The sequence below is a fragment of the Cytobacillus oceanisediminis genome (assembly GCF_007830235.1).
Classification (GTDB): domain Bacteria; phylum Bacillota; class Bacilli; order Bacillales; family Cytobacillaceae; genus Cytobacillus; species Cytobacillus oceanisediminis.
In genome coordinates this window covers 1-26,371 of record NZ_VLKI01000016.1, presented here as the reverse complement: position 1 = coordinate 26,371, position 26,371 = coordinate 1, and the positions used below count along the sequence as shown (strand labels likewise).

General features: G+C 42.4%; 26 protein-coding genes and 1 pseudogene. 9 read left to right on the top strand and 18 right to left on the bottom strand.

Annotated elements, in window-relative coordinates:
- Positions 1 to 9: 9 nt before the first annotated feature.
- The 10 genes from IQ19_RS20320 to IQ19_RS20275 form a co-directional block, all read right to left on the bottom strand.
- The gene (locus tag IQ19_RS20320) at positions 10 to 660 is read right to left on the bottom strand and encodes a TetR/AcrR family transcriptional regulator (RefSeq protein WP_144544528.1); all 651 of its coding nucleotides are present in this window, start codon (positions 658 to 660) and stop codon (positions 10 to 12) included.
- A gap of 75 nt (positions 661 to 735) precedes the next feature.
- Positions 736 to 1,764, bottom strand: coding sequence for an ABC transporter permease (locus IQ19_RS20315; protein ID WP_144544526.1), 1,029 nt, complete (start codon positions 1,762 to 1,764; stop codon positions 736 to 738).
- Position 1,765: 1 nt separating this feature from the next.
- Positions 1,766 to 2,491, bottom strand: a complete 726-nt coding sequence (locus IQ19_RS20310) for an ABC transporter ATP-binding protein (protein WP_144544524.1) — start codon at positions 2,489 to 2,491, stop codon at positions 1,766 to 1,768.
- Positions 2,492 to 2,660: 169 nt separating this feature from the next.
- Positions 2,661 to 3,563: a FixH family protein gene (locus IQ19_RS20305; RefSeq protein WP_144544522.1), complete on the bottom strand. Its 903-nt coding sequence runs from the start codon at positions 3,561 to 3,563 to the stop codon at positions 2,661 to 2,663.
- Positions 3,560 to 4,228 (bottom strand): ABC transporter ATP-binding protein, encoded by a 669-nt coding sequence (locus IQ19_RS20300; protein WP_144544520.1) that lies wholly within the window; start codon positions 4,226 to 4,228, stop codon positions 3,560 to 3,562. Before IQ19_RS20300 ends, IQ19_RS20305 begins: the two co-directional genes overlap by 4 nt.
- The gene (locus IQ19_RS20295) at positions 4,225 to 5,022 is read right to left on the bottom strand and encodes an ABC transporter permease (RefSeq protein WP_158638868.1); all 798 of its coding nucleotides are present in this window, start codon (positions 5,020 to 5,022) and stop codon (positions 4,225 to 4,227) included. The genes IQ19_RS20300 and IQ19_RS20295 overlap by 4 nt, the downstream gene beginning before the upstream one ends.
- A complete protein-coding gene (gene nosD / locus IQ19_RS20290) occupies positions 4,986 to 6,326 on the bottom strand; it encodes a nitrous oxide reductase family maturation protein NosD (RefSeq protein WP_144544516.1) in 1,341 nt (446 codons plus the stop codon). Before nosD ends, IQ19_RS20295 begins: the two co-directional genes overlap by 37 nt.
- Positions 6,323 to 6,889: a hypothetical protein gene (locus tag IQ19_RS20285; protein ID WP_144544514.1), complete on the bottom strand. Its 567-nt coding sequence runs from the start codon at positions 6,887 to 6,889 to the stop codon at positions 6,323 to 6,325. The genes nosD and IQ19_RS20285 overlap by 4 nt, the downstream gene beginning before the upstream one ends.
- A gap of 62 nt (positions 6,890 to 6,951) precedes the next feature.
- The gene (gene nosZ / locus IQ19_RS20280; RefSeq protein WP_199749507.1) at positions 6,952 to 8,823 is read right to left on the bottom strand and encodes a Sec-dependent nitrous-oxide reductase; all 1,872 of its coding nucleotides are present in this window, start codon (positions 8,821 to 8,823) and stop codon (positions 6,952 to 6,954) included.
- 22 nt (positions 8,824 to 8,845) lie between these two features.
- Positions 8,846 to 9,307 (bottom strand): c-type cytochrome, encoded by a 462-nt coding sequence (locus IQ19_RS20275; RefSeq protein ID WP_144544510.1) that lies wholly within the window; start codon positions 9,305 to 9,307, stop codon positions 8,846 to 8,848.
- Positions 9,308 to 9,517: 210 nt separating this feature from the next.
- On the opposite strand from IQ19_RS20275, the gene IQ19_RS20270 reads away from it, so the two are divergent.
- Both IQ19_RS20270 and IQ19_RS20265 read left to right on the top strand, forming a co-directional pair.
- Positions 9,518 to 10,258, top strand: coding sequence for a Crp/Fnr family transcriptional regulator (locus IQ19_RS20270; RefSeq protein ID WP_144544508.1), 741 nt, complete (start codon positions 9,518 to 9,520; stop codon positions 10,256 to 10,258).
- Between the two features lie 349 nt (positions 10,259 to 10,607).
- Entirely contained in the window at positions 10,608 to 11,042 is a 435-nt protein-coding gene (locus IQ19_RS20265) for an SRPBCC family protein (RefSeq protein ID WP_144544506.1), read from the top strand.
- 45 nt (positions 11,043 to 11,087) lie between these two features.
- On the opposite strand, the gene IQ19_RS20260 is transcribed toward IQ19_RS20265, so the two are convergent.
- The 5 genes from IQ19_RS20260 to IQ19_RS20240 form a co-directional block, all read right to left on the bottom strand.
- On the bottom strand, positions 11,088 to 14,396 hold the full coding sequence (locus IQ19_RS20260) for an alpha-amylase family glycosyl hydrolase (RefSeq protein ID WP_144544504.1): 3,309 nt from the start codon (positions 14,394 to 14,396) through the stop codon (positions 11,088 to 11,090).
- Between the two features lie 203 nt (positions 14,397 to 14,599).
- Positions 14,600 to 15,265, bottom strand: a complete 666-nt coding sequence (gene bshB2, locus IQ19_RS20255) for a bacillithiol biosynthesis deacetylase BshB2 (protein ID WP_144544502.1) — start codon at positions 15,263 to 15,265, stop codon at positions 14,600 to 14,602.
- A gap of 96 nt (positions 15,266 to 15,361) precedes the next feature.
- Positions 15,362 to 15,709, bottom strand: coding sequence for a YojF family protein (locus IQ19_RS20250; protein ID WP_144544500.1), 348 nt, complete (start codon positions 15,707 to 15,709; stop codon positions 15,362 to 15,364).
- 385 nt (positions 15,710 to 16,094) lie between these two features.
- On the bottom strand, positions 16,095 to 16,931 hold the full coding sequence (pdxK, locus tag IQ19_RS20245) for a pyridoxine/pyridoxal/pyridoxamine kinase (protein WP_144544498.1): 837 nt from the start codon (positions 16,929 to 16,931) through the stop codon (positions 16,095 to 16,097).
- 257 nt (positions 16,932 to 17,188) lie between these two features.
- Positions 17,189 to 19,087 (bottom strand): N-acetylmuramoyl-L-alanine amidase, encoded by a 1,899-nt coding sequence (locus IQ19_RS20240; protein ID WP_242021073.1) that lies wholly within the window; start codon positions 19,085 to 19,087, stop codon positions 17,189 to 17,191.
- Positions 19,088 to 19,760: 673 nt separating this feature from the next.
- On the opposite strand from IQ19_RS20240, the gene mobA reads away from it, so the two are divergent.
- The 4 genes from mobA to IQ19_RS20220 all read left to right on the top strand — a co-directional run bounded on the left by mobA (position 19,761) and on the right by IQ19_RS20220 (position 22,478).
- Complete coding sequence (gene mobA / locus IQ19_RS20235) at positions 19,761 to 20,372, top strand: molybdenum cofactor guanylyltransferase (RefSeq protein WP_144544496.1); 612 nt, start codon at positions 19,761 to 19,763, stop codon at positions 20,370 to 20,372.
- A gap of 118 nt (positions 20,373 to 20,490) precedes the next feature.
- Entirely contained in the window at positions 20,491 to 20,955 is a 465-nt protein-coding gene (locus IQ19_RS20230; RefSeq protein WP_110063660.1) for a molybdenum cofactor biosynthesis protein MoaE, read from the top strand.
- A complete protein-coding gene (gene moaD / locus IQ19_RS20225; RefSeq protein WP_110063661.1) occupies positions 20,948 to 21,178 on the top strand; it encodes a molybdopterin converting factor subunit 1 in 231 nt (76 codons plus the stop codon). The genes IQ19_RS20230 and moaD overlap by 8 nt, the downstream gene beginning before the upstream one ends.
- 280 nt (positions 21,179 to 21,458) lie before the next feature.
- Positions 21,459 to 22,478 carry a thiazole biosynthesis adenylyltransferase ThiF gene (locus tag IQ19_RS20220; RefSeq protein ID WP_144544494.1) on the top strand — a complete coding sequence of 340 codons (1,020 nt, stop codon included), beginning with the start codon at positions 21,459 to 21,461 and terminating at the stop codon, positions 22,476 to 22,478.
- Between the two features lie 77 nt (positions 22,479 to 22,555).
- On the opposite strand, the gene IQ19_RS20215 is transcribed toward IQ19_RS20220, so the two are convergent.
- Positions 22,556 to 22,885, bottom strand: coding sequence for a YflT domain-containing protein (locus IQ19_RS20215; RefSeq protein WP_144544492.1), 330 nt, complete (start codon positions 22,883 to 22,885; stop codon positions 22,556 to 22,558).
- Positions 22,886 to 23,102: 217 nt separating this feature from the next.
- Here IQ19_RS20215 and IQ19_RS20210 point away from each other — a divergent pair, with 217 nt between their 5' ends.
- The 3 genes from IQ19_RS20210 to IQ19_RS20195 all read left to right on the top strand — a co-directional run bounded on the left by IQ19_RS20210 (position 23,103) and on the right by IQ19_RS20195 (position 24,848).
- Complete coding sequence (locus IQ19_RS20210) at positions 23,103 to 23,783, top strand: uracil-DNA glycosylase (RefSeq protein ID WP_144544490.1); 681 nt, start codon at positions 23,103 to 23,105, stop codon at positions 23,781 to 23,783.
- 395 nt (positions 23,784 to 24,178) lie between these two features.
- Positions 24,179 to 24,451, top strand: coding sequence for a YwdI family protein (locus tag IQ19_RS20200; protein WP_144544486.1), 273 nt, complete (start codon positions 24,179 to 24,181; stop codon positions 24,449 to 24,451).
- 25 nt (positions 24,452 to 24,476) lie between these two features.
- Entirely contained in the window at positions 24,477 to 24,848 is a 372-nt protein-coding gene (locus IQ19_RS20195; RefSeq protein ID WP_110063667.1) for a DUF423 domain-containing protein, read from the top strand.
- Between the two features lie 42 nt (positions 24,849 to 24,890).
- Here the strand turns inward: IQ19_RS20195 and gerQ are convergent, their stop codons facing one another.
- Together gerQ and IQ19_RS20185 are read right to left on the bottom strand one after the other, a co-directional pair.
- A complete protein-coding gene (gerQ, locus tag IQ19_RS20190; RefSeq protein WP_144544484.1) occupies positions 24,891 to 25,388 on the bottom strand; it encodes a spore coat protein GerQ in 498 nt (165 codons plus the stop codon).
- Positions 25,389 to 25,459: 71 nt separating this feature from the next.
- Positions 25,460 to 25,881, bottom strand: a pseudogene (locus tag IQ19_RS20185) (cell wall hydrolase).
- Between the last annotated feature and the right edge of the window lie 490 nt (positions 25,882 to 26,371).

The window sequence follows — 26,371 nt, the reverse complement described above, 5'->3', positions numbered from 1 at the left end:
AGGCTTTTGTTATGATTTTACAGAAAGTCCATGCATAATGAATTGAATGGTTAATTCAATCTCTTCCTCATCATTCCACTCCGCTTCAGGCAAAATTAAATACCTGGTGATCAAAAAGCCGAATATGGATGTAAAGGTCATTCGAACGGCACTGTAAGAAGGAATATTAATAATTTGGCCTTTTTTCTGATAGAACTCCACCAGGTTAACAAAGCGTTCGAACACCTTGCAGGCAATATGCTCTTTAAATTGTTCCTTAAGCTCGGGGTGGAACGGAATTTCCTGGATTAGGATCTTTAAAAGGGGCATATTGTTTTTTAAGAAGGCAATCCGATTTTCCATCATAGCTCTTAGAAAGTCTTCATAACGTTCATATTTATGATCGATTACTTTATATAAATCCTTTATGACAAATGGGGCGATTAATTTTGCCATCATGGGTGAGACAATGCCCATCAGCAAATCCTTTTTTGTTTTATAGTGACGAAATATCGTTCCCTCTGCTACTCCTGCTTTCTTAGCAATTTCACTAGTTGAGGTAGCTGCATAGCCTTTCTCGGAAAACGATTCAACCGCTGCTATAATAATTTTCTTCTGCTTATCCGTGAGTCCCTCTTCTTCCTGGAATAACTCTTCAATAACCGAATCGTGCTCTGACATAGTAAACTCCTTTATCCGTACTAATCTATACATTTATTATAAAGGATTAAAAATATAAAAAGAAATTTACAGGCTTTATATTTTTCGGTACCTTCTTAGAGCAGCAATATTTAGAATCATAAATAGCAGAGAGAAGCCCAGCAATACCAGCAGGTCTTTATAAATCATATCCCAGCCAAAGCCCCTCACCATCACATTCCGCAATGCTTCGGCAGCATAATATAAAGGGGTTAAAGGTCCAACCCAGCTGAGCCATTCCGAAATCGTTTTGAGGTTAAATAAACCGGAAAAAAAGATCTGCGGCACAACAACCAGCGGAATAAATTGAATCATTTGCAGCTCGTTATTGGCAAAGGAGGATAGCAGTATCCCCAGGGTTAGTGCTGATAAGGAAAGAAGCAAAGTAATGAGCAGGACATAGCCAAAAGCTCCCTCCATCAGCATTCCAAGCACGTATATGGCGTACCAGGCAATAATCGTAGCCTGGATCATGGTGAAAACGCCAAACCCGATGGTATATCCTGCAACGATTTCCCATTTTCTTAACGGGCTTGTTAAAAGCCTTTCAAGTGTTCCAGTGGTTCTCTCGCGCAAAAAGGAAACACCGGCAATAAGGAAAACGAAGAAAAAGACGAAAAATCCAAGAAGGACTGGGCCGAAATAATCAAACTGCCCCATGTCGCTTGAGCCGAATAGATAATTGATTTCCATTTCCTTATTGGTTAGATTTTGCTGCAAGGGTTTTAACGCGTTTTGAACCCATCTTAAGACGGAGCCGTTTACACTCGGGTCGCTCCCTTCCAGGACTATGGATGGAGCCATATTTTCAAACAACAGATACCCATCCAGCTCCCTACTCGTTAAATCACTTTCTGCCAGATTAGCAGATTCGTAATGTTTAATAATAGCATCTTCTAAGTTTAATTGAGTTTCAATTGCTTCAGGTATATCAACGAGCCCAATATTAGGCCTATATTCATCTCCATTAAATACAAGGTGAAGCATGGTCAGGACAAGCATAGGCGCGAAAATCAAAAGGGCCATGGTCCGTTTATCTCTTACAATCTGGCGGAGTATTCTAATAACCAGCGCAGTAATTCTCATTTTAAGCACCTCCATATGCCAGGAAGGCATCTTCAATATTGGCCGCGCTTGTTTGCTGCTTTAATTCCTCGGGAGATCCAACTGCAATGAGCTGTCCATCCCTGATCATTCCCAGCCTATCGCATTTTTCTGCTTCATCCATTACATGAGTGGTAACGATAATAGTTGTTCCATTATCCTTTAGGTCTTTAAATGCAGCCCAAATACCTTTTCTCAGGACAGGGTCAATGCCAACAGTAGGTTCGTCAAGAATGAGCAATCCCGGCTTATGCAGAAGCGAGATAGCAAGGGAAAGGCGTCGCTTCATTCCCCCAGAATAGTTGAAAACCAGCTTATCGAAGTGTTCGGTTAAAGATACAATTTCCATAACATCCTTCATTCGCTGCTGTTTTTCCTTTCCTTTTAGTCCATAAAGAGAAGCAAAAAAATCAAGATTTTCTTTTGCTGTTAATTCTCCGTAAAGGGCATCGGATTGGGCCATATAGCCAATCCTGTTCATCAAATCTAAACGGGGCATCTTTTCACTGAAAATATAGTTTTCTCCTTGTGTGGGAGTTTCCAATCCGGCCAGCTGCTTCACTATGGTCGTCTTTCCTGCTCCAGAGGGACCGAGGAGGCCGAATATTTCTCCCGGAATGATTTCTAAGTTTACATTTTTAAGTACCTGCTGTTTTCCATAGCTTTTTGATACATTTTGAATGAAAACTACCGGATTTTCATTATTCATATTTCCACCTCTTTCATAAAAGTGAGTAATCACTCATACAAATCATATAGCAAATAACCAGTGGTGTAAAGTGAGTAATCACTCATTATTTGATAAATGTTTCGACAAAAAAACCTCCCATCCAAGATGGAAGGTCTATAAGTTGTTTAAAGGGGAGCTGTAAGCTTCTTTAAAAAAATTCAATCTTAAGTGAATTAACCTGTGAGACGAGCAGCTCTTCATACTGCTTTTGGGCAAGATAATAGATTTCTTGCTCGTTGACATCAGGGTTTTCTTTTTTTACTTTTTCAATTAAATCCTGCTGGACTTTTTGGGAGAGAACAATTAACTCGTATTGTTTCTCCTGTTTCTCCCAAAATCTTTGATCGCCGTACTCCTGTATCATTTTTTTTGCTATATCGAATTGATTGTATTGCTCCTTTACTTTCTCAAGTTCGCTGGATACTTCTTCTTTTGTTGCTTCATGGCCTTTTTCTATAGAGAGATATGCCATGGAACGCAGCCTAATAATTTGTGTTAATAACTGATTGCGGTCCTCATTCATTTTCTCCTGGGCATCCCAATAGGCCATTGCTTCATTCAGGGCATTGCCTTTATAGGTTTGTTCATCCTGGGATCTGCTTATCGCGATATGCAGTTTATTAATAAAAAGGTAGAATTCCAAGTCTTTTTCAGTTATCCAATCACCGTTAATAAGTGCAGCGCCCTCTGGCTCTTTCACTTCATATTCGAGGACTTCCTCTGTTACTTTGCTGCCCTTTTCAGCAGTAATGAAGATTTCCCAATCACCTGCCATTGGCAATTCAATATTTCCGGAATAAATTCCATCCTTTTCTTCCTGAAGGGTTGTCTGGTATTGCCCGTGATCCATATTTTTCATGGAAAAATCGGCTGTTACCTTTAAATCAGTTAAAGCATTATTATTCTCTGAAATTGCTACCTTGAATAAAGTGGCTTTATCTTTTTGCATAAAGAAAGGTTCACTTACTTCGATATTAATGTTCGGGCTGGAGCTGCACCCGGATAATATCAGAATAAGCAGCAAAAGACTTCCAATAAAAAACTGTTTCATAACGCATTATCTCCCAACCTTTGAGTTTCCAGGAATTCATCAACAGTAAATTTTTGAATTGTACAATCTTCTAAGTAGGCAACGTGTGTGCATAGTTGTCTGATCTCATCCAGATGATGGGAAGATAAAAGAATGGTTTTTCCCTCAAGAGATTTCAAAATTTGAAGAATTTCTTTTCTCCCCATTGGATCAATGCCGCTTGTTGGTTCATCAAGTATTAAAATGCCTGAATCCTGATAAAGTGTTATTGCCAATCCCAACCGCTGAAGCATTCCTTTTGAATAATTCTTAATGGCGAGGTGGCGGTCTTCCCAAAGAGAGACAGACTCCAATAATTCCCTGATACGCACCATATCCACTGTCTTTAAGGAAGCCAGGGCAAAAAAGGTCATATTTTCAAGCCCTGATAGGGGCGGATAAAGCATGAATTTTTCAGGCAAGAAAGCAATATCTCCTGAATTTCTCTTGGAAAACTTTAATCCATTTATTTTTACGATCCCTTTTTTAACAGGAATAATCCCGAGCAGGCTGTTAATAAGAGTAGACTTTCCCGCTCCGTTTCGACCGACCAGAGCACAGATTTCATTTGTTTCAATGGTAAGATTCACATGATCTAAAACAATTTTTTTTCCGTAAAATTGAGTTAATTCCTTTATTTCAATCAATCTAATCCCTCCTTACGGTGCAAAGCCACGGCTAATAAAAATGAGAAGAGGAGAAGCAAAACTGCATTTCCGATTAAAAAAAACCCAGGCTTCACCCACATAAATGATTTCAGCAATTTGGACATATGTCCGAATGAGTAAACCTCCAGACCTGTCTCAAGAAAAACTCGTGAAGCTTGTAAAGGATTGAAAAAATAGGCGATTGAAAAAAGTTTTACATTTTCATATGTGATATAAGGCAATAGGGCAAGCATAATAAAATCGTGTAAGAAGAAAAAGTAAAACCATGTTATAATTGCATACCCTACAATCTGCATACGTGACCGCGAGAGACTTCCGATTAAAATTCCAAACTGGTTAAAAACCAGCATCAAGGTTAAAAGGGAGGTTAAAAATACTGCATAATGCTTGCCATCCAGCTGAAAATAAAATTTTATAGGAAGAATATAGATCAGAAACCATATGAAAATGGGGCCAACCAAAACGGCCTGAATTGCAAGGGACTTTTTAAGCAAAAAGCTGGAATAACTTTCGTTTCTTGTTAAAAGCATGACTAAGGTTTTCTGTTCTTTTTCCTGGAAGATTGAGAATGCTCCAAGAAATAAACACAGAATAGGGATGAAATAGATCATTGAATCAAATAAGGTTAACAGTAAAATATAAAATCCTTGATCAAAAGAAAGAATAGTGGATTTGTATAAAATAATGACCGAGACCAGTATCACGATGCCGAAGGATAACCATAGTCCTTTTCCTCTTATGTTTTCCTTCCATTCTTTCCAAATGTAATGCATAGCCATTGTCTCCCTTTTAATAAGATCGTTAAGGAGGCAGCTGCCCCAAGTAGCAACCAAACCAATGGGATGCTGTCTCCGCCTCGTCGAACTAGCGGATAAGTGTCTTCAAACATGGTTTTATTCTTCTTAAGAAGAGCATTCATCTTTTCATAAACGGCTATAGCCGGACTTTTCAAAAATAAATAGGTTAACTCATGATCTTCTATGAGCTGGTGGAATGAAGACTGGTAACTAATTGGCTCATCACCTATGCCATTTCCGTCCAAATCGAGGCTGGGTAAAGTCCTGCCCCAATCATTTCCCACGCCGTTCTCACTCCAGCTGTTTTGTCCCTGTCCGCCTAAACTGACTGCAGGAATCGTATTTTCGTGAATTTGGTTAGCTGAAAAAACCTGATCATTTGAGCTGGCCCAAAGTTCAATGCCGATTTGGTTTTTAATAATCCGGTTTTTCCGGATGGAGCTTGAAGTCGATTGATCAATATAAAGGCCCCGCTGATTTAAAAAGAAAGTATTATCCTCTATTTCGATTTTGTTGGCAGACAAGAGCAAAACTCCAAAGGAACGGTGCCCATAATTAAAAATAAATTGATTGTTTGAAAGAGTTAGTCCACTGGAGTGCATGACAGCTGCTCCGCCGGTGTTAAAGAAGAAAATATTGTTTTTAAAGCGGTTATGGTCAGAATACATATAATGTAAACCATATCTGGTATGGCTTATCTCATTATCTGAAATGGTATTGTCATTGGCATAATCAAAAAACATGCCGTCTCTTGTACCGGTTATCTTATTATTTTTCAATAAGTTGCTGTTGGCATAATAAACATGAAGACCATTCCCCTGGTTGGCAATTTCTCCTTTACCCAGACCGGTAATCTCCGAGTTTTGAACAACGTTTCCGTGTGCCTGGCTTAAATAGATTCCATGGAAGGACCTGCTGATTTTAATGCGATCCAGGAGGTTGCCGTCGGAATAGATCTTTACTGCCGCATATTCCTCGGAGGAATTCCGGTCCATGCTGCTGTTCATAACTGTGAGGTTTCTCATAACTACTCCTGGAGAGCGAATAGATACGACATTACTCGTACCGTCACCCTTAATGACTGTTTTATTGCTCCCTATAATTTCTATTTTTTTATTAATAGTGATATTTCCCTCATACGTTTTGTCTTCCAGTTTTATAATTGCTCCATCTTCAGCTGAATCAATAAGATCCTGCAGGCTCCCAAAAGCGTATCCATATTTTAGGAAAGCCAGGGAGGTTAAAAAGATTAAGAAAACAAGGAGACAGAGTTTCTTCATCTTCTCCGTTCCTTCCATAAAGGAATTATCAGAAGAATAAAGGCTGCTGCTACCATATAAAATCCGCTTCCCAAGTAGCTATGGGTAATAAAATTGGCTAAGGTGTTCTCACCAATGATAGGCGGAATGAAGGGCTCGACAGTAATGGGAGCAGTAGGGCTCAAATTTGTTCCAAAATCCTTTAACCACCTGTGCAGATCCCATACACCGAGCATTCCCCCTATAATAAAAAAACCAATGAGCAAAAAGAGTATGGCTTTCCTTTTGAGGAGACCTGTAATGAGTGTGAGAATGGCTAACCCTCCAATTAGAAAGGGCAGGTATCTTAATTCAGGAAAATTAGCCTCGCTGAAATTTTTCATTCCAATATAATGGTTCAAGCCATTGACTATATCAATTTCTCCCTCAAGCTTATTGGGATAGACAATGATATTTAAGCCCTCCGGATACTGGGGAGCAAAAAATTCCATGCCCCACCAGGGGAAAAATAAAGAAGCTGCAATCAATGCGGAGGCTGTGATTAGCAGGATGGAAGAAGTGGTGGAAAAATATTTACGATCCACAGGTATCTCGCCTTTCTTAAAAGGGGGGAGGGCATCAATCGAAATTGACACCCTTTCACCTTTTATTTTTTTGGTTTCACAAGAAAGTAGCCTGTCATTTCCTGGTGTAATGCTGAACAGAAATTCGTACAATAGATCGGGAAGGTGCCTGCTTTATCAGCTGTAAATTCAATTGTGTTGGTCTGTCCCGGCTGAACCTCAATGTTTAAGTCATAGCCGTTAATGGCAAAACCGTGGGTAATATCCTGATCGAAGTCGATGTTTGTTAAATGAATAACCACTTTGTCGCCTTCATTTACCTCAATTTGATCAGGCCGCTCGACTTTTGCATCAAAGATGAATTTGGAGCGCATGGCTATGCCGTAAACGTGAACTTCATTTCCTTTTCGGACAATTTTCGTTTGATCCTGGCTGTATACAGCATCCGGATTGTTTTCATCTTTTGGATAAACAGAAATTGTTTTAATCTTATCTGCCTTAATCATTTGAGCATAGTGAGGCTCAGGGTTAACAGGTGATGATTGGATTACTTCCATTTTCTTGCCGGATAGATCAATCAGCTGCATAGATTCCGGATGGGAAGGGCCGACAGACAAGTAACTGTCTTTGGCAATTTTGTTTAAAGCGATAAGATATTTTCCATCAGGATCGACAGTATCACCTTCTGCTGCCACAGAGTGTCCAGGAGAATATTGTACAGGTACCCGATCCAATGTTTCGCCGGTATTAGGATCCCATTTTACAATTTCAGAGGAGATGAACATTGTTGTATATGCCATTCCTTTTTCGTCAAACTGTGTATGAAGAGGCCCAAGAGCATTTTCAGGATTTACCTCTTTTTCCATTACAGATTCATATTTTAAGACTGGAATTCCATTGCGTTCCCCCGCAAAATCTTCTTTTTTAATCGCTTCGAATGCTTTTTCGAAAGAAAATACAGTCATAGCAGGTGCCAGTTTTCCGGATGCAATAAATCGTTTGCCATCCGGTGTTACATCTACACCATGTGGCGATTTTGCGACAGGAACGAGGTAAATGCCGCCTTTATGTTTTTCTGGGAAAATCATTTTTTGTCCTGTCACTTCGTCATATTGTCCATCCTTGATCATTTTCTCTAACTCTTTCCAGTTGAACAAAACGATGTAATCCCTGTCAGCTTGTGAAGCATTGATTTCAAGGTTGGTAGTGGCTTCTTCGGTGTTGTAAGTCGTCATTACTGCCCAGTCTGCGGACACTTTTTTACCTGCATCTGACAAATCATATGACCATGGCGGGAGCGCTACTTGATAAGCGATGTTTAATTTTTCCTTTTTATCATCAAATGTAACAGCAGACATAACCCCGCGGTATTTTTCACTGTATTCGTCAAGCGATGCATACTCTCTTCCAATCGGGACAGCGAATCGGGTTGGAAGAAACATATATTCTGTGTTGGAGGTAACAAATGCAGCACAGTGCGGACCGCTTGTATTAGGAACATTAATAATGTCTTTAACTGTAAATGTTTCTAAATTCATCAACGCTGCCCGGCTGTTCCCAACATCAGTGGCAAACATATATTTTCCGTCATAGTCGCCGTCTTTTTCAGAAAATGCAGGATGGTGAAGATCGCCCCAGGTATAGTCACCCAGCATCTCTTTCGAATGTGTATCCCAGCCATAGCCGGTTGCTGAATCCTTTGAAAAAACTGGTACAGTACGAATGTGACGCATTGAGGGGACTCCGTAAATGAACATTTGTCCGGAATGTCCGCCTGATGCAAATAAATAGTATTCATCTTTTTCTCCAAATGGGACATAAACCTTTTCAGCGTTGCTTTTATTAGTGTCGTTTGATGCTTCGCTTCGCTGTGCAGGCGATAAATCAGCAAAAAAGACAGTTGCTGCCAAAAAGCCGGCAAGCAGGCCGGAAGCAGCTGGAACCCATTTTTTCATAAGCATGGCACCACCTTAATAGTTATTTAGATTCTGAAGCCTGTTTAAGCAAATCTGCAACTTGGGTAATTTCTTCCTCAGTAAGTGGATTTCCGCCAATAACACCCGACATGACTGCCGAGGTCGGTTCTTTCAGAAATTCATTTAGAGGCTTGCTGTGCTTACTTTCGACATTATTAAAAGCTTGTGATAAGTCCGGACCTGTTGCACCGCCTTGGAGATTTAAACCTTCCACAGAATGGCATCCCAGACAGCCTTTTGCCTGAAGAATATTTTCCTCGGCAATAACGGTAGTTGCTGTATTTGAATCGGAGGATGTTTCTCCAGTTTTTTGACTGGTTTCCCCGGTGCTGGATGCTTCATTATCCTGTACAGCAGCTTCTTTACCTGGATCGTCTTCACCACCCAGAACATCAAAGGCCAAGTATCCAATACCAAGCCCGAGGATGGCGCTGATAATGAAATGAATAAAAGGTTTTTTCACTTTGTTCCCTCCTTAGAGTTTTCTTTATCATCCTAACTTCAGCTTACGCATCTTTATGTGATGTTTTTCACGGATTTTTAAGGTTAATGTGAAGGATTTGTGAAAGTGTTTTGAGCGCTTTTGGAGAAAATGTGAGATATATCACTTTCCAAATAAGAGGCCTTCGCTACAATAATCCTAAAGATTACAAAGTGGAAGCGGGGGATAAGGATGGGAAACGAAATGAGAGATAATACCGGAGCGTTGTACCAGCAGCCGCTAATCAAGGAGTTTTTAGGGAAAATTGAAATCTTCAAGGATCTTCCAAGTGAGTCCATCCAGCTGATAGATAAACGGATCATTAAAAGGGCGTATACTAAAGGCGATAAAATTATGTCTGAATACGAGGTAGCCAAAGGAGTTTATTTTGTCCATTCAGGCATTGTAAAGCTGACCAAGCAGGATGAGCAGGGAAACGAAATCATTGTCTGCATTAAAAAAAAGGGTGAAATTTTTGCGGAAGCCAATCTATTTAATCAGACAGGTCAAACCTATCCGGCAACGGGTACGATGGTACAGGATGGAGAAATCTATTTTTTGAACACAGATGACCTTGAAAAGGAGCTAATGTACTCTCCCGAGATGGCAGTCCAGATTATCCGTTACATGAGTGAGTCGCTTAGGGATATGACATCCATTTTGAGAGACATTGCTCTGCTTGATGTTTATACGAAAACCATCAAGACACTAGAGAGGCTTGCAGAAAAATTCGGAGCCAATCATTGCAACCGGATGCATATTGAGCTTCCGATTACAGTCCAGGAGTTTTCCACTTTAGTAGGAACCTCCCGTGAAAGTGTTAGCCGGGTCTTTTCAAGGCTAAAAAAAGAGGGAATCATTGAAATAACCGGCAGGAAAATTGTCATCGTGGATTGGTGCAGGTTTTGCTCCCATTTTCATCGGAAGTTATAAGCTGTTTAGGATCTTTTTTTAATGGCTGTTTTCGTAAAGCAAGTGCCCCGTGCTGAAATCAACGGGCAGAATTCATAGCAAAACAACAATCTATGAGAAAAGCCTTTTTAATAGCCATTAGCGAGTAGGGCGTTAGTCAGTACAGAGTTTTTGTTATATAATGAATTCATAGACTTTATCGCAGTCTAACGGGCAGTAAGACTCCCACTTCAAGATTCAGAGGGATTGAAGAAGCATAAGTGGGATTCAAACTGCCCGTAAGGCCCGATTGGTTCAACTAACAATCAGTGGGGGATAAAGAAAACCCCCACTGATTGAAGTTTCACTCTATGATTCTGAGGTGCAAAGCATGGCTGATTTTCGTTCCAGTGAGATCATCAATAAACCTGTACATGAGGTATTTAATTATATGGTTACGATGGAAAACGCCCCTGAACTCATGCCTTATGTCGTGAAAGTGGAAAAACAGACCGAGGGCGAGATTGGAAGAGGGACAAAATTTATTGAAACCCGTATGGTCAGAGGAAAAAATATAAAAGCCGATGTTGAAATCATTGACTTTGAAAAAGATAAAACCTATACAACACGCAGCAATGCCAATGGATTAATTACGGAATATAAATATGCTTTTCATGAAATAGAAGAAGGAACGCAGGTAGAGATGGAAGCAAACGTCAAAACAAGCGGCCTTGTAGCAAAATTAACAAAACGTTTTATTGTGAACATTGTTAAACAGGAAGATGGAAGCCAGCTTCAGTATTTGAAGGAAATGTTGGAGAAGTAGTATATAAAAAAGCAGGGAGCCTTCCGTGAGAAGGCTCCCTGTTTTTTATTTCTGCTTCTTTTCGTCCTGGATAAGAATGACGGTACCGCCGTCATTTCTGCCTGGCAATTTGACTTTAATTTGGTTGTTTTTGTCCACATTGTATTTCTTGCCGCTATATTGGTCAATGACCTTGCTGCCGGCAGCAAATGGGACATTAATGGTTACTTTTTTCTGTTCCATCTCAATGTTTAACCCGACAACAGCGTGCGTGCCGTTGTAGGAGCGGTTAAAGAACAGGTATCCGTCAGAATCGCTGCCTGCTAGCTTTTCACGTGACCCTTTTGAAAAGACATCAGAGTAATTTTTCCGGATGTTAAGAAGCTTCCGGTAATGCTCGTGCATGTCATTTCCAATTAAGGACCAGTCAAAGTCATAGCGGTTTTCGTTGAATTCACCTTTATCCATATCGCCTGCATGCTTGCCTGAAAGGGCAATTTCTTCACCATAATAGATAACTGGCTGGCCCTTTGCCGTAATTTGGAGGGCAGAGGCAATTTTCATTTTGCCCCAATCTTCGCCTGCACTTGTGATCAGGAAGCCATCTTCATCATGGCTGCTTAAAAATTGTCCCAGCGTAGCGGTGTTTGTCAGCTTACCATTTCTCGCCTGCAATTTTTCCTCCGCTGCATCAATATGGCCGTTAATAAAATCAGCCGCCGTATGCTTAAAGTCAAAATCCAGGATGGAATCCATTTCGCCGCTGTCCAGAAAGCCGCCATGTTCATCTGCATGGCCGCCATAGTATTCCCCGATCATTTTAAAGTCGGGCTTGATTTCAGTCAGTGCATTTTTAAATGCTTTCCAGGTTGTGTGTTCCACATGTTTAACGGTATCAACGCGGAAGTAGTCGATCGTGTCTCCGCGATCTGTTTTTGCTTTTTCAAGCCAGGCCGTCTGCCATTCAATCATTTGTCTTCGGACTGCTTCTTCCTCAGTCTTCAGGTCTGGCAAACCAGCAAGCTCGCCTCGGATCGTATCGGTTCCGCCATCCCGGATCATACCGGCAAAGCGCTCACGGTCAGCGTCAGTAGGGAAGTTAGGAATCCCTAGTCCAATGGATGGGTCATTTTCCTTCAGTCCGTATCCTGTATGATTTAGAACCACGTCCACCATCACTTTTATGCCGCGGTCATGGGCTTTTTCCAACAGCTCCTGGAATGTTTGGATATCTCCAAGATGTTCATCTAATGTTGAGAAATCCTTAGCCCAGTAGCCATGGTAGCCGTACTGGTTTCCATCCTTGTCATAGCGGAGATCCCAATTGATGTTATCTACGATTGGTGTAATCCAGATGGTGTTGATGCCTAAATCTTCAAGGTAATCGAGTTTTTCAATAATACCTCGGAAATCTCCTCCATGGTAGGTTTCAAGGTGGGAAGGGTCGTAATTTACACCATTCGGATCATCATTGGAAGAATCACCGTTGTTGAAGCGGTCTGTCAGCATAAAATAAATCCGGGCTTCATCCCAATCAAAGTCACCTTTTTTGCCGCTAAAGGTTCGGGTTGCTACTTCAATGGATGCTTTTCCTTCATGCGCGTTTCCATATTCATCCACGACTGTGATCGGCAAATGCTTCTGGCCAGCCGTAACGGATTGATCAATGGAAATGGTTTGTGCATTTAAAGCCGGGTCAATGCTGACTTTGCTGCTTCCGCCGATTGCAGACAGGTCTGCAAAAACCTCTTTAATGGCTACTTCTGAATCGGAAAGAATCGTTTCAATGGATAGAACAGCATTTTCATTGTAGGTCACTTTTTCCGGCTTTACTCCAGCGATGATTTCAGCTGAAGGGTTTTTATAGGTGACGGTTGATTTGCCATCAACGGTATTAAAAGGATCTGCAGCCTCGGAGGTTTCTCCATTTTTCGTAACAAGGAAAGAGTATTCGTGTGTTCCTTCTTCCAATTGATCAACCGTTGTGAAGAAGCGTTCCTCCTTAGGGGAGTACGTCATTTCATGAATCTGTCCATCTAATTTTGCCTGCACCTTTTCAATTGATTCCATTTCTCCCTGTTTGAATAGCTCTGGATCTCTATAATAGAGGGTGAGGCTTCCATTATTTAAAACAGGTCCAGTGATGGAAGGGACTTGATAGAATTCACCCTGGCCGCTTGTGACAACCACCTTGGTATAGTTATCGTTCCCTGCTTTAATATAGCGGTCGGCACCATATGGATCCTTTTGGTCCCAGCCTGTGCCTTTGCGAATTACAAAGCCCATTTGCTCGGTTTGCTGGCCAATTTCAATCAAAGCAACAGCCCCTTTGTCGGTGACTTCAGTAAAATCAGCTTGTCCGTCTTTTACACCAGTCTGCCAGGTCCAAATGTTCCAGCCTTCATAGTCATGATTGTCTCTCACATAAGTAAACTCGATAAAACGGCGATTATCTTCTATGTTGCTATTGTCAAAATCCTCTTTTGAGTAATAAACGGTTTCATCACCCTGTGCCAGCCATACTTCTGCTTCGTTTTGGCCTTCAGGCATAGTGATGATTCTAGTAACATCCTGTGTATCCCAGTTGCCGGGGCGGGGGATAACATTAATTTCATTTGAAGCAAATGTTAAAACTGCTTGCGCAAACCCTTCTGTTTGGCTAGTAAAAGGATAAGCACCGCCATCTTTCCCAGTTTCCCAAGCCCATAAATCCCAATTCAATTGCTCTCCGTCGTTACGGTGGTAGTTAATAGTATAGGTATTTATCTGAGCAGCAATTTGAAATATGTGCTCAAGTGTATATCCATTGTATTCGCCAATAACGGTTACGCTTCCTGCTGCGGTAATATCAGAAATTATCAGCTGGTTATCTATCAGCGTAACGCCTTCTGTTTCCTCTTTTAAACTCCAGGCAGGCTGCACATCCTCGGTGGTGCCATCGCTATTTAATAGGTTTGCAGAAAGGTTGATTGTGCTCCACTTTTCGATATCAACAGGCATCGCAGTCTTTAGTCCGCTTATTACCAATAGACTGTTGCCATTGGCATGCTGGCTGTTTGCTGGATCGGTAATCCAATTGCTATCATCCAGAATAAATTTATACTCATAGACTCCAGGTGATAGATGGATAGTCTTTGACCAAATATTATTTTCTCCTTTGGTCATCTCTAAAGCTTTATTTTGCCAGTCGGTAAAGCTTCCGGCGATACGAACCTGCTGAGCTTCACCCTGGTAGGAAAAAGTCACATTATTTCCGTCTGCAACAGGGCTTTGGACCGTATTTGCAGATGATAATTGCGGATTCATTCCTGTAAATAAGCTGAGAATCAAACTTAGCAGCATAATCCAGATGCCGGCTTTTCTTGCTTGTTTCATGAATTTCCCTCCTTATTAGATTGGATTGCGGGTATCGGAAGGTGCAATCGTTTGCACAAAGAGATGAAATGAAAACGCTTGCACAACTCTTATGAAGATTTTATCACCATTGCGTGAAAAGCTCATGGGCAAAAAGTAGGGCAAGATTAGAAATAAAAGTGGAAAAAAGCCGCCCTGACATCAGAGGCGGCCTTGTTTATATATTAGAATTTATAGGTCCAGAAACGTTCTTTATAGACTCTTGCCATCACTTCAGGATCTTGATTTTTAAGGCTTTCTTCCATATTTGCCGCCATGAGCTGGGTCTGGGAAGTATGTGCCTTGATGGCAGCAATTTTCCGGTCGGCTACTGCACTGACGTCGTTTACAACATCAGCCCGGCCGATTTCTTCTTCACAGTTATTGGAGAATGCCACACAGTGAACTTTTGGGCGCTTGTCTGCAGGCAGTTCCTTGACTGCTCTGATAACAGCAGCACCTGTTGCATCATGGTCGGGATGTACGGCATATCCCGGATAAAACGTAATGATGAGTGACGGTCTGACTTCGCCTATTATGGCTCCAAGCCTGTTTGCCAGCAATTCCTCGTCTTCAAATTCTACGGTTTTATCACGATAGCCAAGCATTCTTAAATCCTGGATGCCCAGCACATTCGCTGCAGCCTCCAGCTCTTTTCTGCGGATCTTCGGTAATGTTTCCCTGTTGGCAAAAGGGGGATTACCCATATTGCGTCCCATTTCTCCCAGTGTCAGGCAGGCATAGGTAACAGGCGTCCCGTTTTCAATATGTAAGGAGATGGTTCCTGAAACCCCAAATGCTTCATCATCCGGATGAGGGAAGAAAACGAGTACATGTCTTTCCTTTTCCATTTCGGTATGCTCCTTTCAATGTGTTTAAGTGTTCTCTATGTCTAGCAGAAGAGTCTAAGAGCCATAGTCGTCCCTTGGAAAGGCGCTTCAGCTTTTCTACTCAAATGGCGTTTCACTGATCAGCAGCGCAACTGCAAGTTTGCCGCTGAAATCGTGGCCAGCTAAAAGAAGCCTTTCTTTTTCATCCACTTCAAAATGCGTGATGCCTTCAGCGTAAACCCAGCCAAAATTCAGTTTTAATCCAACTCTGAAAGGGCCGTTTCCAGTGATTTTGCCATGTTCATAGATCAAGTTGGCATTGCGGATATACGCTCCTGAGGAAAAGAAGCTTTCATCAAAATGGGAAGCATACGCCCCATTCGTTGTTTCCAAATGAATATATACGTCTTTATTGGCTAAGCGGTCTATTTCTTTTTGTATCGTCTCTTTAACTGCCGGTTCCATTATCCATAATCCCCCTTCCAATTTATCTCTTCATGTATAAGTTATGTGGTTTACTATCTGTTCAGCCTGAAAATGGCAGATTGTATTTTTATCTTACTAAAAAAAAAGCCGAAAAGCGAAAAAGGAGCTTAAAGGGAGGGAGGATCTTGTAAAAATGCAGCCAGCGAGGGGAGAATGCTAAGGAATAGAGAGGCTTATACATTGGGTAGATCCTATAACCGCGAAAATTTGGTTTTATCCGCGAAACGACAATATCCGTCCAATTATCTCAACCATTTTTCCAAAAAACTCTGTTAAACTTGCCTGTTGATTTCCACTCCAATCAACAATCCGGTTTAACATAGCCTCCCACAAAAAAACAGAGCCTTAAGGACTCTGTTTCAGATTATTTTTCTTGTTCGGATTCGAGGCGGCCTGCACCGTAATTGCGGTATGCACCAGGCATAGTAGGACCGACATATTCGTTTAATTGGAAACCATGATTGATCGCTGCTGTGATGAATTCCTTGGCTGTTTGGACAGCTTCTTTTACAGGTTTGCCTTTGGCAAGCTCAGCTGTGATGGCTGAAGAGTATGTGCAGCCTGCTCCGTGTGTATAGGTAGTTTCAACACGTTCACTTTCGTATAGAGTGAACTCTTGTCCATCATATAGAAGGTCAACGGCTTTTTCGTGTTTTAATTTGCTGCCGCCTTTGATAAGTACATATTTGGCGCCAAGCTCATGGATTTTAACTGCAGCTTCCTTCATGTCCTCGACGGTTCGGATCGGACCTGTTTTGGCAAGCTGCCAGGCTTCAAATAGGTTAGGCGTTACAACAGTCGCAAGCGGAACAAGCAGATCTCTTAATGCTTCATTCAATTCAGGGTGGATAGGCTCGTCTTCGCCCTTGCAAACCATTACCGGGTCAATGACTACGCGATCCAAGTTATTTTCTTTGATTGTTTTTGCTGCAATTTTAATAACTTTTTCTGAACCGAGCATGCCAGTTTTCATGGCATCAATTCCGACTGATAAAATCGTTTCAAGCTGTGTCTCCAATGTTTCATTAGCAATTGGGAACACATTGTGGCTCCAGTTGTTTTTAGGATCCATAGTCACGATCGTTGTCAAGGCTGTCATTCCATAAACGCCGAGCTCCTGAAATGTTTTAAGGTCAGCCTGGATGCCAGCGCCGCCGCTTGTATCAGAACCTGCAATTGTTAAAACTTTTTTCATGGTCATGTGCAAAATTCCTCCTTGAAGTTCTGCTGGATATGTTTTTCTAATTATAACAATAATTGCAAAAGGTAAAAACTAAAAGGGCTGCAGAGATTATTTCACAGGATTAAGTTTTCCGCTGCTGTTCCCAAAAGTACAGAAGTGAAAGATTTATATAGTTGTTATGGCAATTGCTGCGATAACTAGTAATGTTGAAAAAGAAATCCCTTTTAGCAAAAAAAGGAGCTATTCTCTAAAAAAGAATAACTCCCTTTATGCTGTTATTTTACTACTTCAACATCGCTTTTCTTCACAAAACCTAAGCGGTGATTATAGAAAATTTGATAGTATTCATCATTGCCCTTTACGACTTTATTGGTAGCAGGGTCGTTGTAATACTTTGCGTGGTAGTAGTCTGATTGAATCGGTGCTGTTGCTGTATAGATTTGGCCGGCAGGCATCTGGTAGAGCACCTGGGCTTTCCCTCTTGCCCATTCTGCAATTCCGGCTTCGTCATAGGCAGCGTCATCCGGGTAGGCAGCGCCATAAACAGGTATGGAATCAAGCCCTTCTTTTGGCGTAATTAATGTTCCGCTGCCTGGGACGCTATTCGTATTGTTCGGATTATAGAACCATGCTTTTTGTCCGCCGTAGTAAATAGCTGTCCAATCGCCTTCCTGTCCAGCTTTATAGAAGCTTTGGCCAATGGCTGCTTTATTGCCCCAGTCGTTAATATTTCTCGTACTATTACCTCCACTGTGAAGAACAGGATCGCGAACCAGTGGAGCGTCAAAACTCGGTTCACGATATAAATGGATCAGACTAGAAGATTCCAGCTCTTGTTCAATTCCTCTGTACGTAAAATCAGGCTGATTCGTATTGTAATTTGGGCGGATTGTAACGATATCACTGTCCTTGTCTCCGTCGCTTGGATTAATAGAGGCTCCAAGAAGGTCGAAAAAGTGCCCCCAGTCCCAATAGGCGCCAGGATCCCAGTGCATTCCCCGGTGCTTGGCTGCTGTTAATCCAGGAATTTCATCATGGCCAATGATATGCTGCCTGTCCAAAGGAATGCCGAATCGTTCTGAGAGATATTTTACAAGCTTCGCAGTAGAGCGGTACATTTGCTCGCTATACCAGTCAGCACCTTCAGCGGCAAAGCCCTCATGCTCCAAGCCGATGGAATGCATGTTGAAATACCAGTTTCCTGCATGCCACGGTACATCCTCAGGGCGAACCATCTGTGTGATTTTTCCGGTTGCTGAATCAATAACATAGTGTGCACTTACATAAGATTGGTTCTGGAAGTGGCTGATCGCAGATTGAGCACTTCCTTCAATATCATGGATGATAATATAGCGAATATCGAGATCATCTTCCGGGCGGTTGGCGATGTCATAATTGCCGTAGTTCCCGGTGCTGCTCGAAAATTGCTTATAGGCGGCAGGGATGAAGGTACAATCCAGGCCATTTGGACAGTCGGTATTTGTGTATTTTGTATTGCGAAGAGGGATGGAGCTGGCTGTGTTCTTATTTGGTGTAATTTCCTGACCGTTTAAAGCCACTCTTTGTCCATCATGATTTTTTCTTTCAGCCCCTTGCTGGATCGTGGCATAGACCTGGTCCGCAAAGTCTTTTGCAATTGCTTCTTGGTCAGTGCCGCTGAACTTCACGACTGCACCGTACCAGTCAGCAGGATCGGAAGGCAGTTCTCCAGTAGTCTGGCGTGCGTATTCAGCAAGCAGCGCTGCGCCGCCCCGGATATTTTGCTCCGAATCCTTTTTTAGTGTTTCCGGATCAGCATTCAGGAGTTTTGCAGCAGCATTGAGGCTGCTGATGCTGGAAGCTTCAGCTTCGATTAGCCCATCATCATGCTTGCCTCTGGCGCTAAGGTCAGCCGGCAAATCAACAAGATTCATTATTCCATAGCCGCCAGCCTCGCTTTGGCCTTCATGTTGCTCCCAGCGCGTCTGGTTGTAAGCAACTGCCAAAAGGACGCTCTCAGAAACTCCAAATTCCTTTGCAGCTTTTTCAAAGGTTTTTTGCAGTGAGGAAGATTCAAAGCTGATTTCTGTGGCTTGAGTTGTTACGCTTGCTGTACTAAAACTGGCGGGGACAGCTAAAAGGCTGGCGGTTAAGGAGAACGTTAATATCGCCGAGCATATCTTTTTAAATTTCAATCGTATTCCCTCCTGTATAAAATTGGTATATCGAGGTGTTTTCTAATAAAGGGAGGGATTTACCTGCACGATTTAAAGGAAATGAGTCGATTGATTCACTGATTTTTTTAAAAAAGGTAATTGGTAGTGGAAGAGAGAGAGTTGGATAGTGAAGATCGTATGGGGGAGGGTTCCCTCGTTGTTGTATAGAAAGAGAAAAATTTATCCGCACATAAATCCGGCGTAACCGCACATTAAAATTTTTTATCCGCATATAAAGCAGGTCTATCCGCAGATAAAAGATCTTCAACTGGCAGAATGCCTTTTTAAATAGTTCGGAAATGAGTGCAATGAGAGTACTTTGTCTTAAAAACAGAGAAACCGGCTCCTATTCACCCAGAGCCGGTTTCTCCGCAGACAATCTGCAAAGGCAAATGTTAGTTTTTTCAGGAGACGGTAAATTTATACCCGATTCCTCTGACTGTCAGTTCTTCCAGGCTGAATGGCTTGCCCGTCTAATCGTCAGCTCCTAGCTTTAGTCCCTCAGGTCCGATCCTGTTTCCGATTGGTTGATAAAAGCCGGCGGACCTTTATCGAAGAAACACAACGGAATAGATGGTAAAATAAAACGATAAGGATAGAATGGTTAAATAGGGAGCCAGGGGCTTCATAACGGTAAAGTCAGGTGAGGACGATGAGTATAACGGGTATTATCTTAGCAGGAGGGCATTCAAGCCGGATGGGGGAGAACAAAGCCCTTTTACAAATAGGCGGCAAAACGGTAATTGAACGCATAGCAAACCAATTGGCTTCTATGTCATCAGAAATGATTATCGTGGCCAACAACCAGGAAGAGTACCAATTCCTTGGGCTTCCCATGGTTAGTGACCAATGGAAAGAAAAGGGACCGCTTGCAGGAATACATGCAGGCTTGACCGCATCCAATACGCTAAAGAACCTGATTGTTGCCTGTGATATGCCATTTATATCCACGGAGCTTGGAAAAATTCTTCTCAAAAAACTGGATACCCATCAGGCAGCGGTGCCAGAAATCGAAGGCCGTCTTCATCCCCTTTATGCAGCTTACCGAAAGGATACGAAGGAAGCAGCAGAGCAAGCTTTGAGGGACAACAGGCTGAGGATCCGCGAATTTTTGCATGACATTAATGCTTCAATTATGAAGGGTGACGAACTTAAAAGGATGGGATTTTTATATGAACAAGCCCATTTCTTTAATATGAATCTCCCGGATGAGTACCAAATGGCACTAAAAATGGCAGCTGAAAAGGGCAAACATCCTAAATAAAATATTTTTAAAAGCAGTCATTTCACTTCCGGCAGGGTATATGTCAAAATGGGATAAACGCCGATTTAAGATGTATTAGGCAAAAAGAGGCTTTCCTATAGAATAATGAGGTGATCCAATGAATTTTGAGATTTCAAAAGAGCCGATTGATATCCAAAGTGTTATAGATAAAGTAGTGCAGCGGGAGGCGGGGGCAATTACAACCTTTATTGGAACCGTCCGAGAGCTTACACATGGCAAAAAAACGCTTTACTTAATTTATGAGGCGTATGAAGCGATGGCGGTTAAAAAGCTTGAGCAAATCGGAAAGGAAATTAAAGAACGCTGGGATGGGGCAGAAGTGGCTATCACACACCGTACAGGCAAGCTGGACATTACGGATGTCGCGGTTGTAATAGCAGTATCTACTCCCCATCGTGCGGATGCCTATGAAGCAAACCGATATGCTATCGAGAGAATCAAAGAGATTGTGCCGATTTGGAAAAAGGAACATTGGGAAGACGGAGAAGAGTGGATTGGAAATCAGCTTGAAACAGTAGCATATCCAGAAGGGAAACCGGAGGCGAAGGATTTAAATGAATAAAATTATGTTTTTTGCCCATTTACGGGATCATGTTGGCGAAGAGTCAGTGACCAAGGATGCAAGCGGCAAAACGATTGCGGAACTGAAGCAATTGCTGTCGGAAGAGTACGGGTTGAAACTGGACACGGTCATGGCAGCAGTGAATGAAGAATTTGCTTCAGATGATGAAGTGATCCAGGACGGAGATACGGTCGCATTTATACCTCCTGTAAGCGGAGGGTGATATTCCCATTAGAATAAATCAGAAAAGCAAATCAGATAATTATCTAGCTTCAGGCGCCATCAGCTCAAGGTCATAAGCCAATCTCTTTCAGAAGGAAAAATCACCTTCTTACAGGGCCTGTCTTATGCTGGAGGGCCGCGGGACAGGAAAGGCTTTGTCAGCATAATCATGGCACGACCAAAAGTATAACTTTTGGGAGTTGCAGGTCATGCAGACGTTGCCACAGGACGCGGTGACTTTAGTCTGCGGGCGCCTTACGCTTTTCTAAGGAGGTGCAGCCATGTCCGAAAGGTATTCACGACAGACTTTGTTTCCGCCTATCGGAAACGAGGGGCAGGAAAGAATCCGCTCCAAACATGTGCTGATTGTTGGAGCTGGTGCTCTGGGATCGGGAAATGCCGAAACGATGACACGGGCAGGAATTGGCACGCTGACGATCATTGATCGGGATTATGTAGAGGCGAGCAATCTGCAGCGTCAGCAGCTTTATACAGAAAGTGATGTAGCTGAAAAGCTTCCAAAAGCTGCCGCGGCGGAAAAACGCTTAAAGCGGATTAACTCGGATGTGGAAATACACTCGGTGATCGGGGATGCCACTCCTGAAAAGCTGGAAGAGCTTGTTGAGGGAGTGGATCTCATTCTAGATTCCACCGATAATTTTGAAACCAGGATGGCAATTAATGATATCTCGCAAAAATACGAGATCCCCTGGATATATGGAGCCTGTGTAGGCAGCTTTGGCATGAGCCTGACGATTATTCCAGGAAGGACTCCTTGCCTGAATTGCCTTTTGAAGAAAATACCGATTCAAGGGATGACCTGCGATACGGGCGGAATCATTGCCCCGGCTGTGCAAATGGTCATTGCCCATCAAGCTGCAGAGACACTGAAAATTTTAGCAGAGGATTGGGATGCAGTCCGAACCGAGATGGTGAGTTTTGACTTGTGGCGGAACCAGTATACGAGCATGAAGGTGTCGAAGGCGAAGGATGAAGGCTGTCTATCATGCGGAAAAGAAAGAACCTATCCATATTTGCAGACGGAAAACATGATGAAGTCTACCGTTCTTTGCGGAAGGGATACGGTACAAATCCGTCCGCCTAAAGAGCTAGAAATTCAGTTAAGTGAACTGGTAAAGCAGCTAAAATCACTTGGATACCAGGTAAAAGGCAACCCCTATTTGCTGTCAGTTGATATGGAGGAACAGCGCCTCGTCATTTTTAAAGACGGTCGGGCCCTTATTCATGGAACAAAGAATTTAACACAGGCAAAATCGATTTATCAGCGATTAATGGGATAAATAACAAAAAAACGAGCCCGTAACCATGAAGATGGCCCGGGCTCGTTTTTTTAAAACTAAGAGAGGTTCTATCTTAATTATTTTACTTCGTCTGTACCTACAATTACTAATTTGCCTTCATCCAGTACCTTTTCGTACTGTTCCGCTTCTGTTTTTGTTAAGCCGACAGATTCAAACTTGGAACGAAGCTCATCTCCGCGCTTTTTGAATACGTTGCCGACAGAATCGAAAAAACCTTGCTCCTTCATACCAACATCACCTGTATCAGTAGCATCTGAAAGGTGCTCAGAACGATCCTTGTCATGTGCGAAAATGTAAATGTTATCTTTATTAAATCCTTGACTTTCCAGCATTCCGATTGTGTCTGTTGCTTGTACGCCATTTTCTACGACTTCGATTTTATACATATATAACATCCTCCTTATAAGATTTAGCCTATATATTTGAAGGGCATTTTATGCTGCCCGTTATATTCAATATTTATCCGCTCTGCTATATTTTAAACATGGATAAAAGAATGGTAGATTAGTTAATGTTAACGAATGACTAATTATATGGGTGTTAACGGGGTATATAAAAATAGCGAGGCATGAGCCTTTCAGATGAAAAGGGAAGGGGATCCTTATGACAAAAAACATCTTGAAAAATGACTGGCAGGAGGTTCTCAGTGAAGAGTTTCAGAAGCCTTATTATAGGCAGCTTAGGGAGTTTTTAAAGAATGAATATGAGAATTATACCGTTTACCCCAAGCAGGAGGATATATTTAATGCTCTCCAATATACACCTTACAAGGATCTGAAGACGGTTATTCTGGGGCAGGATCCCTATCATGGGCCTGGCCAGGCACACGGTTTAAGCTTCTCTGTGAAACCTGATGTAAAAATCCCGCCGTCCCTAAAAAATATTTTTAAAGAGATGCAGGCTGATTTGGGCTGCGATATTCCCAACAATGGCTATCTAGTAAAATGGGCGAAAGAAGGTGTTCTTCTATTAAATACGGTCCTGACAGTCCGAAAAGGACAGGCTCATTCACATAAGGGGAAAGGATGGGAGCTGTTTACCGATAGGGTCATCCAAAAGCTGAATGAGAGGGAAAAGCCTGTTATCTTTATATTATGGGGAAAACCAGCACAGGAAAAGGGAAAGCTCATTGATGATTCAAAGCATTTTATCTTGACATCTCCGCATCCAAGCCCGTTTTCCGCTCGTAAAGGATTCTTTGGCAGCAGGCCATTCTCAAAAGCAAATGAACTTTTAAGGGAACAGGGCGAGGAGCCAATCGATTGGAAGATTTCTGAACTATGATTTGATTCGCCATGTTTCACGTGAAACATACATTTATTTTGAGAGAATAAAAGAAACTGCTCGAAATATGCTTCTGCATTACAAAAGAGGGTTAAAACGGGAAAGAGGGATTGAGAAAATAGATGACTTCACAGCGGATAGACTGTTTCAAATGCAAAAATTTTTATGTCACATGGGATCGTACTCATCCAAAAGGATGCAAGGCTTTCCAATTCAAGACGAGCCTGATGCCCGCCATGGAAGTTTTTCGGGCATCTGGTCATCCCTGTTTGCGTTTCGAAAAGAAAAACTGATAAACTTTAAATTGGCCCCAGGATTTAGAAGGAAGGCCAATATAGCTATAATGGCAATAGGAAAAGCAGATTTGCCGCTTTTCGCAGAAAGAGGTGAAGTGTTTGAACATCTCTGTTCAAAAACTTTTGGGTAAGATGGAAAAAGAATTGCTTGAAGCAAAAAACAGCTCGTCAGAAGCCCGTATCAGGGAAAGGGTACAGGCGATCAAGTCTTTATGCGAGCTCGTTTTGGAAGAATCAGAAACAGGAAGCACTTCTGTTGCTGCTTCTGTCAGCCATACATACAGCGCGCCGGCTGCACAGCCTGCAAATTTGCAGCCAAAGAAAATGAAAATGGATGATGAGGCAAACGGCGATTCATTGTTTGATTTTTAAAATGGGATAAGAGGTGTAGGGGAACATGAAGTTATTTATTATCATCGGAGCCATTAATGCTTTTTTATCAGTTGCTTTAGGAGCATTTGGAGCCCATGGACTTGAGGGCAGAGTTGAGCCAAAGTATTTGGAAACATGGAAAACAGGTGTAACCTACCAAATGTTCCATGCAACCGGCTTGCTGATTATCGGTGTCCTGCTTGGCAAACTGCCGGCCACTGCCTTGCTATCGTGGTCAGGGTGGCTGATGCTAATTGGCATTATACTTTTTTCCGGAAGTTTATATGTATTAACGCTGACAAAAATCAGCGTGCTGGGAGCGATTACCCCGCTAGGCGGCGTAGCCTTTTTAGCGGCGTGGGTGCTGTTGATTATTGCTGCAGTTAAATATCTATAATAAAAAGGAGCTTTGACATTGGGGTCAAAGCTCCTTTTTATTTTATCTTGGCGAGTATTGGGTCAATCCAGCTCCGCCTCCGAAAGGATATTCATATTCGATTTCTTCTTCAAATGTTACGTAATCCAGATAGATCATTGGGATGAGGAAACGCATGCCGGTTTGCGGATCACTTAGGATTAAATGGTCACGCCCTGCTGCTTCGATGATGCCTTTAAATACCTTTGCATTCCATTCCGTGTTGTTTTCAAAGGTTGCGTACACGGTAGCAAGCTTTCCTTTGTTCAAACGAAGAATGTTTTCAATGTAGGATTGTTCAAGCGGCAGCATCCCAGGAATCTGCGTGCCTGGTGCAGCGCCTGCGCTAACGCCTGCAACTGTCCCTCCTGGCGGCATTCCCGCCATTCCAGGCATTCCCGCCATTCCAGGCATTCCCGCCATTCCAGGCTGTGCCTGATAGTTCTGTGCCTTTGGAGCAGCCCCGGTGTAAGGCTGCTGGTGACCATAATAAGGGTATTGACCATAATTAGATTGACTCAATTTTTTCCCTCCTAAAAATTAAAATCAGCCATCTTAAATTAAGTACGGATGAAATAGCCTTGCCATTTTTTCTAGTAGACTGTAGGACAGTCCTGCGGAGTAGGTTTATAAAAGCAATGGGCCTTGAACCGTCCAGGGTTCGCTTGGTTAAACCATTGGGCCGGGCAGCTGGCTTGAGACCGGAAGAACCATAATGCATTGCTTGCAGGGTGGTGGCGCTGTCCGTTTATGACTTTGCGGGCCAAATCAGCTCACTTTGCCGCGCACCTTGATAGAAGTAACCTTTTTGTAAGGCCACAAACCCGCCTGGACTCTGAAAGACCATCCTTCTGATTAACCGGATATCCTTGAAGCCTATACAATCCCCCCCGGACACGGTTACACCCACCTTCCCGACCATCAGCATGCCAAGCTTTCCATCTTCTTCAGCTTCTGCGCGCATGAGCCGGGCCAGAAGCTTAACGTCTTCTTCGGTGTAAGGGATAGCTCCCATCTCTTCACCTCTCTTTATGCCGAGCTTTGATGCTGCGGGAAAGAGAAATGCACATGAAGTTATAATAGAAACTCACTATTTGATTAGTATGTAGGGGCATGTTTTTTTATGACTGGGAAAAGAAAAAACCCCTAGCCTGGGCGAGGCCACTGAAAAAGTCCTTAAAGGATAGCCTTTGTTAAATTAGCCGGTTGATTTCCGCTCCAGGAGGCTCACCTGTCCCGCTGCTCCCGCAGGAGTCTCGCACCTTCCGCTCCAATCAACCTAGTGCTACTTAACTAATAGCTTTTAACCTAGCCTAACTAGAACGGCAGAATCCCTTACTTTTTGTGAGGGATTCTGCCGTTCTTTGTTTTATAATGAAGGTAATCTATGTTAAGTGGGTGGTTCCGATGATTCCAAAACAACAGTCCATCAAGCTAAGTCCTTATATGGGACTCTATGACCTAATCGTTCCAGAGGATAATATGTTGCGCAGGATTAATGACCT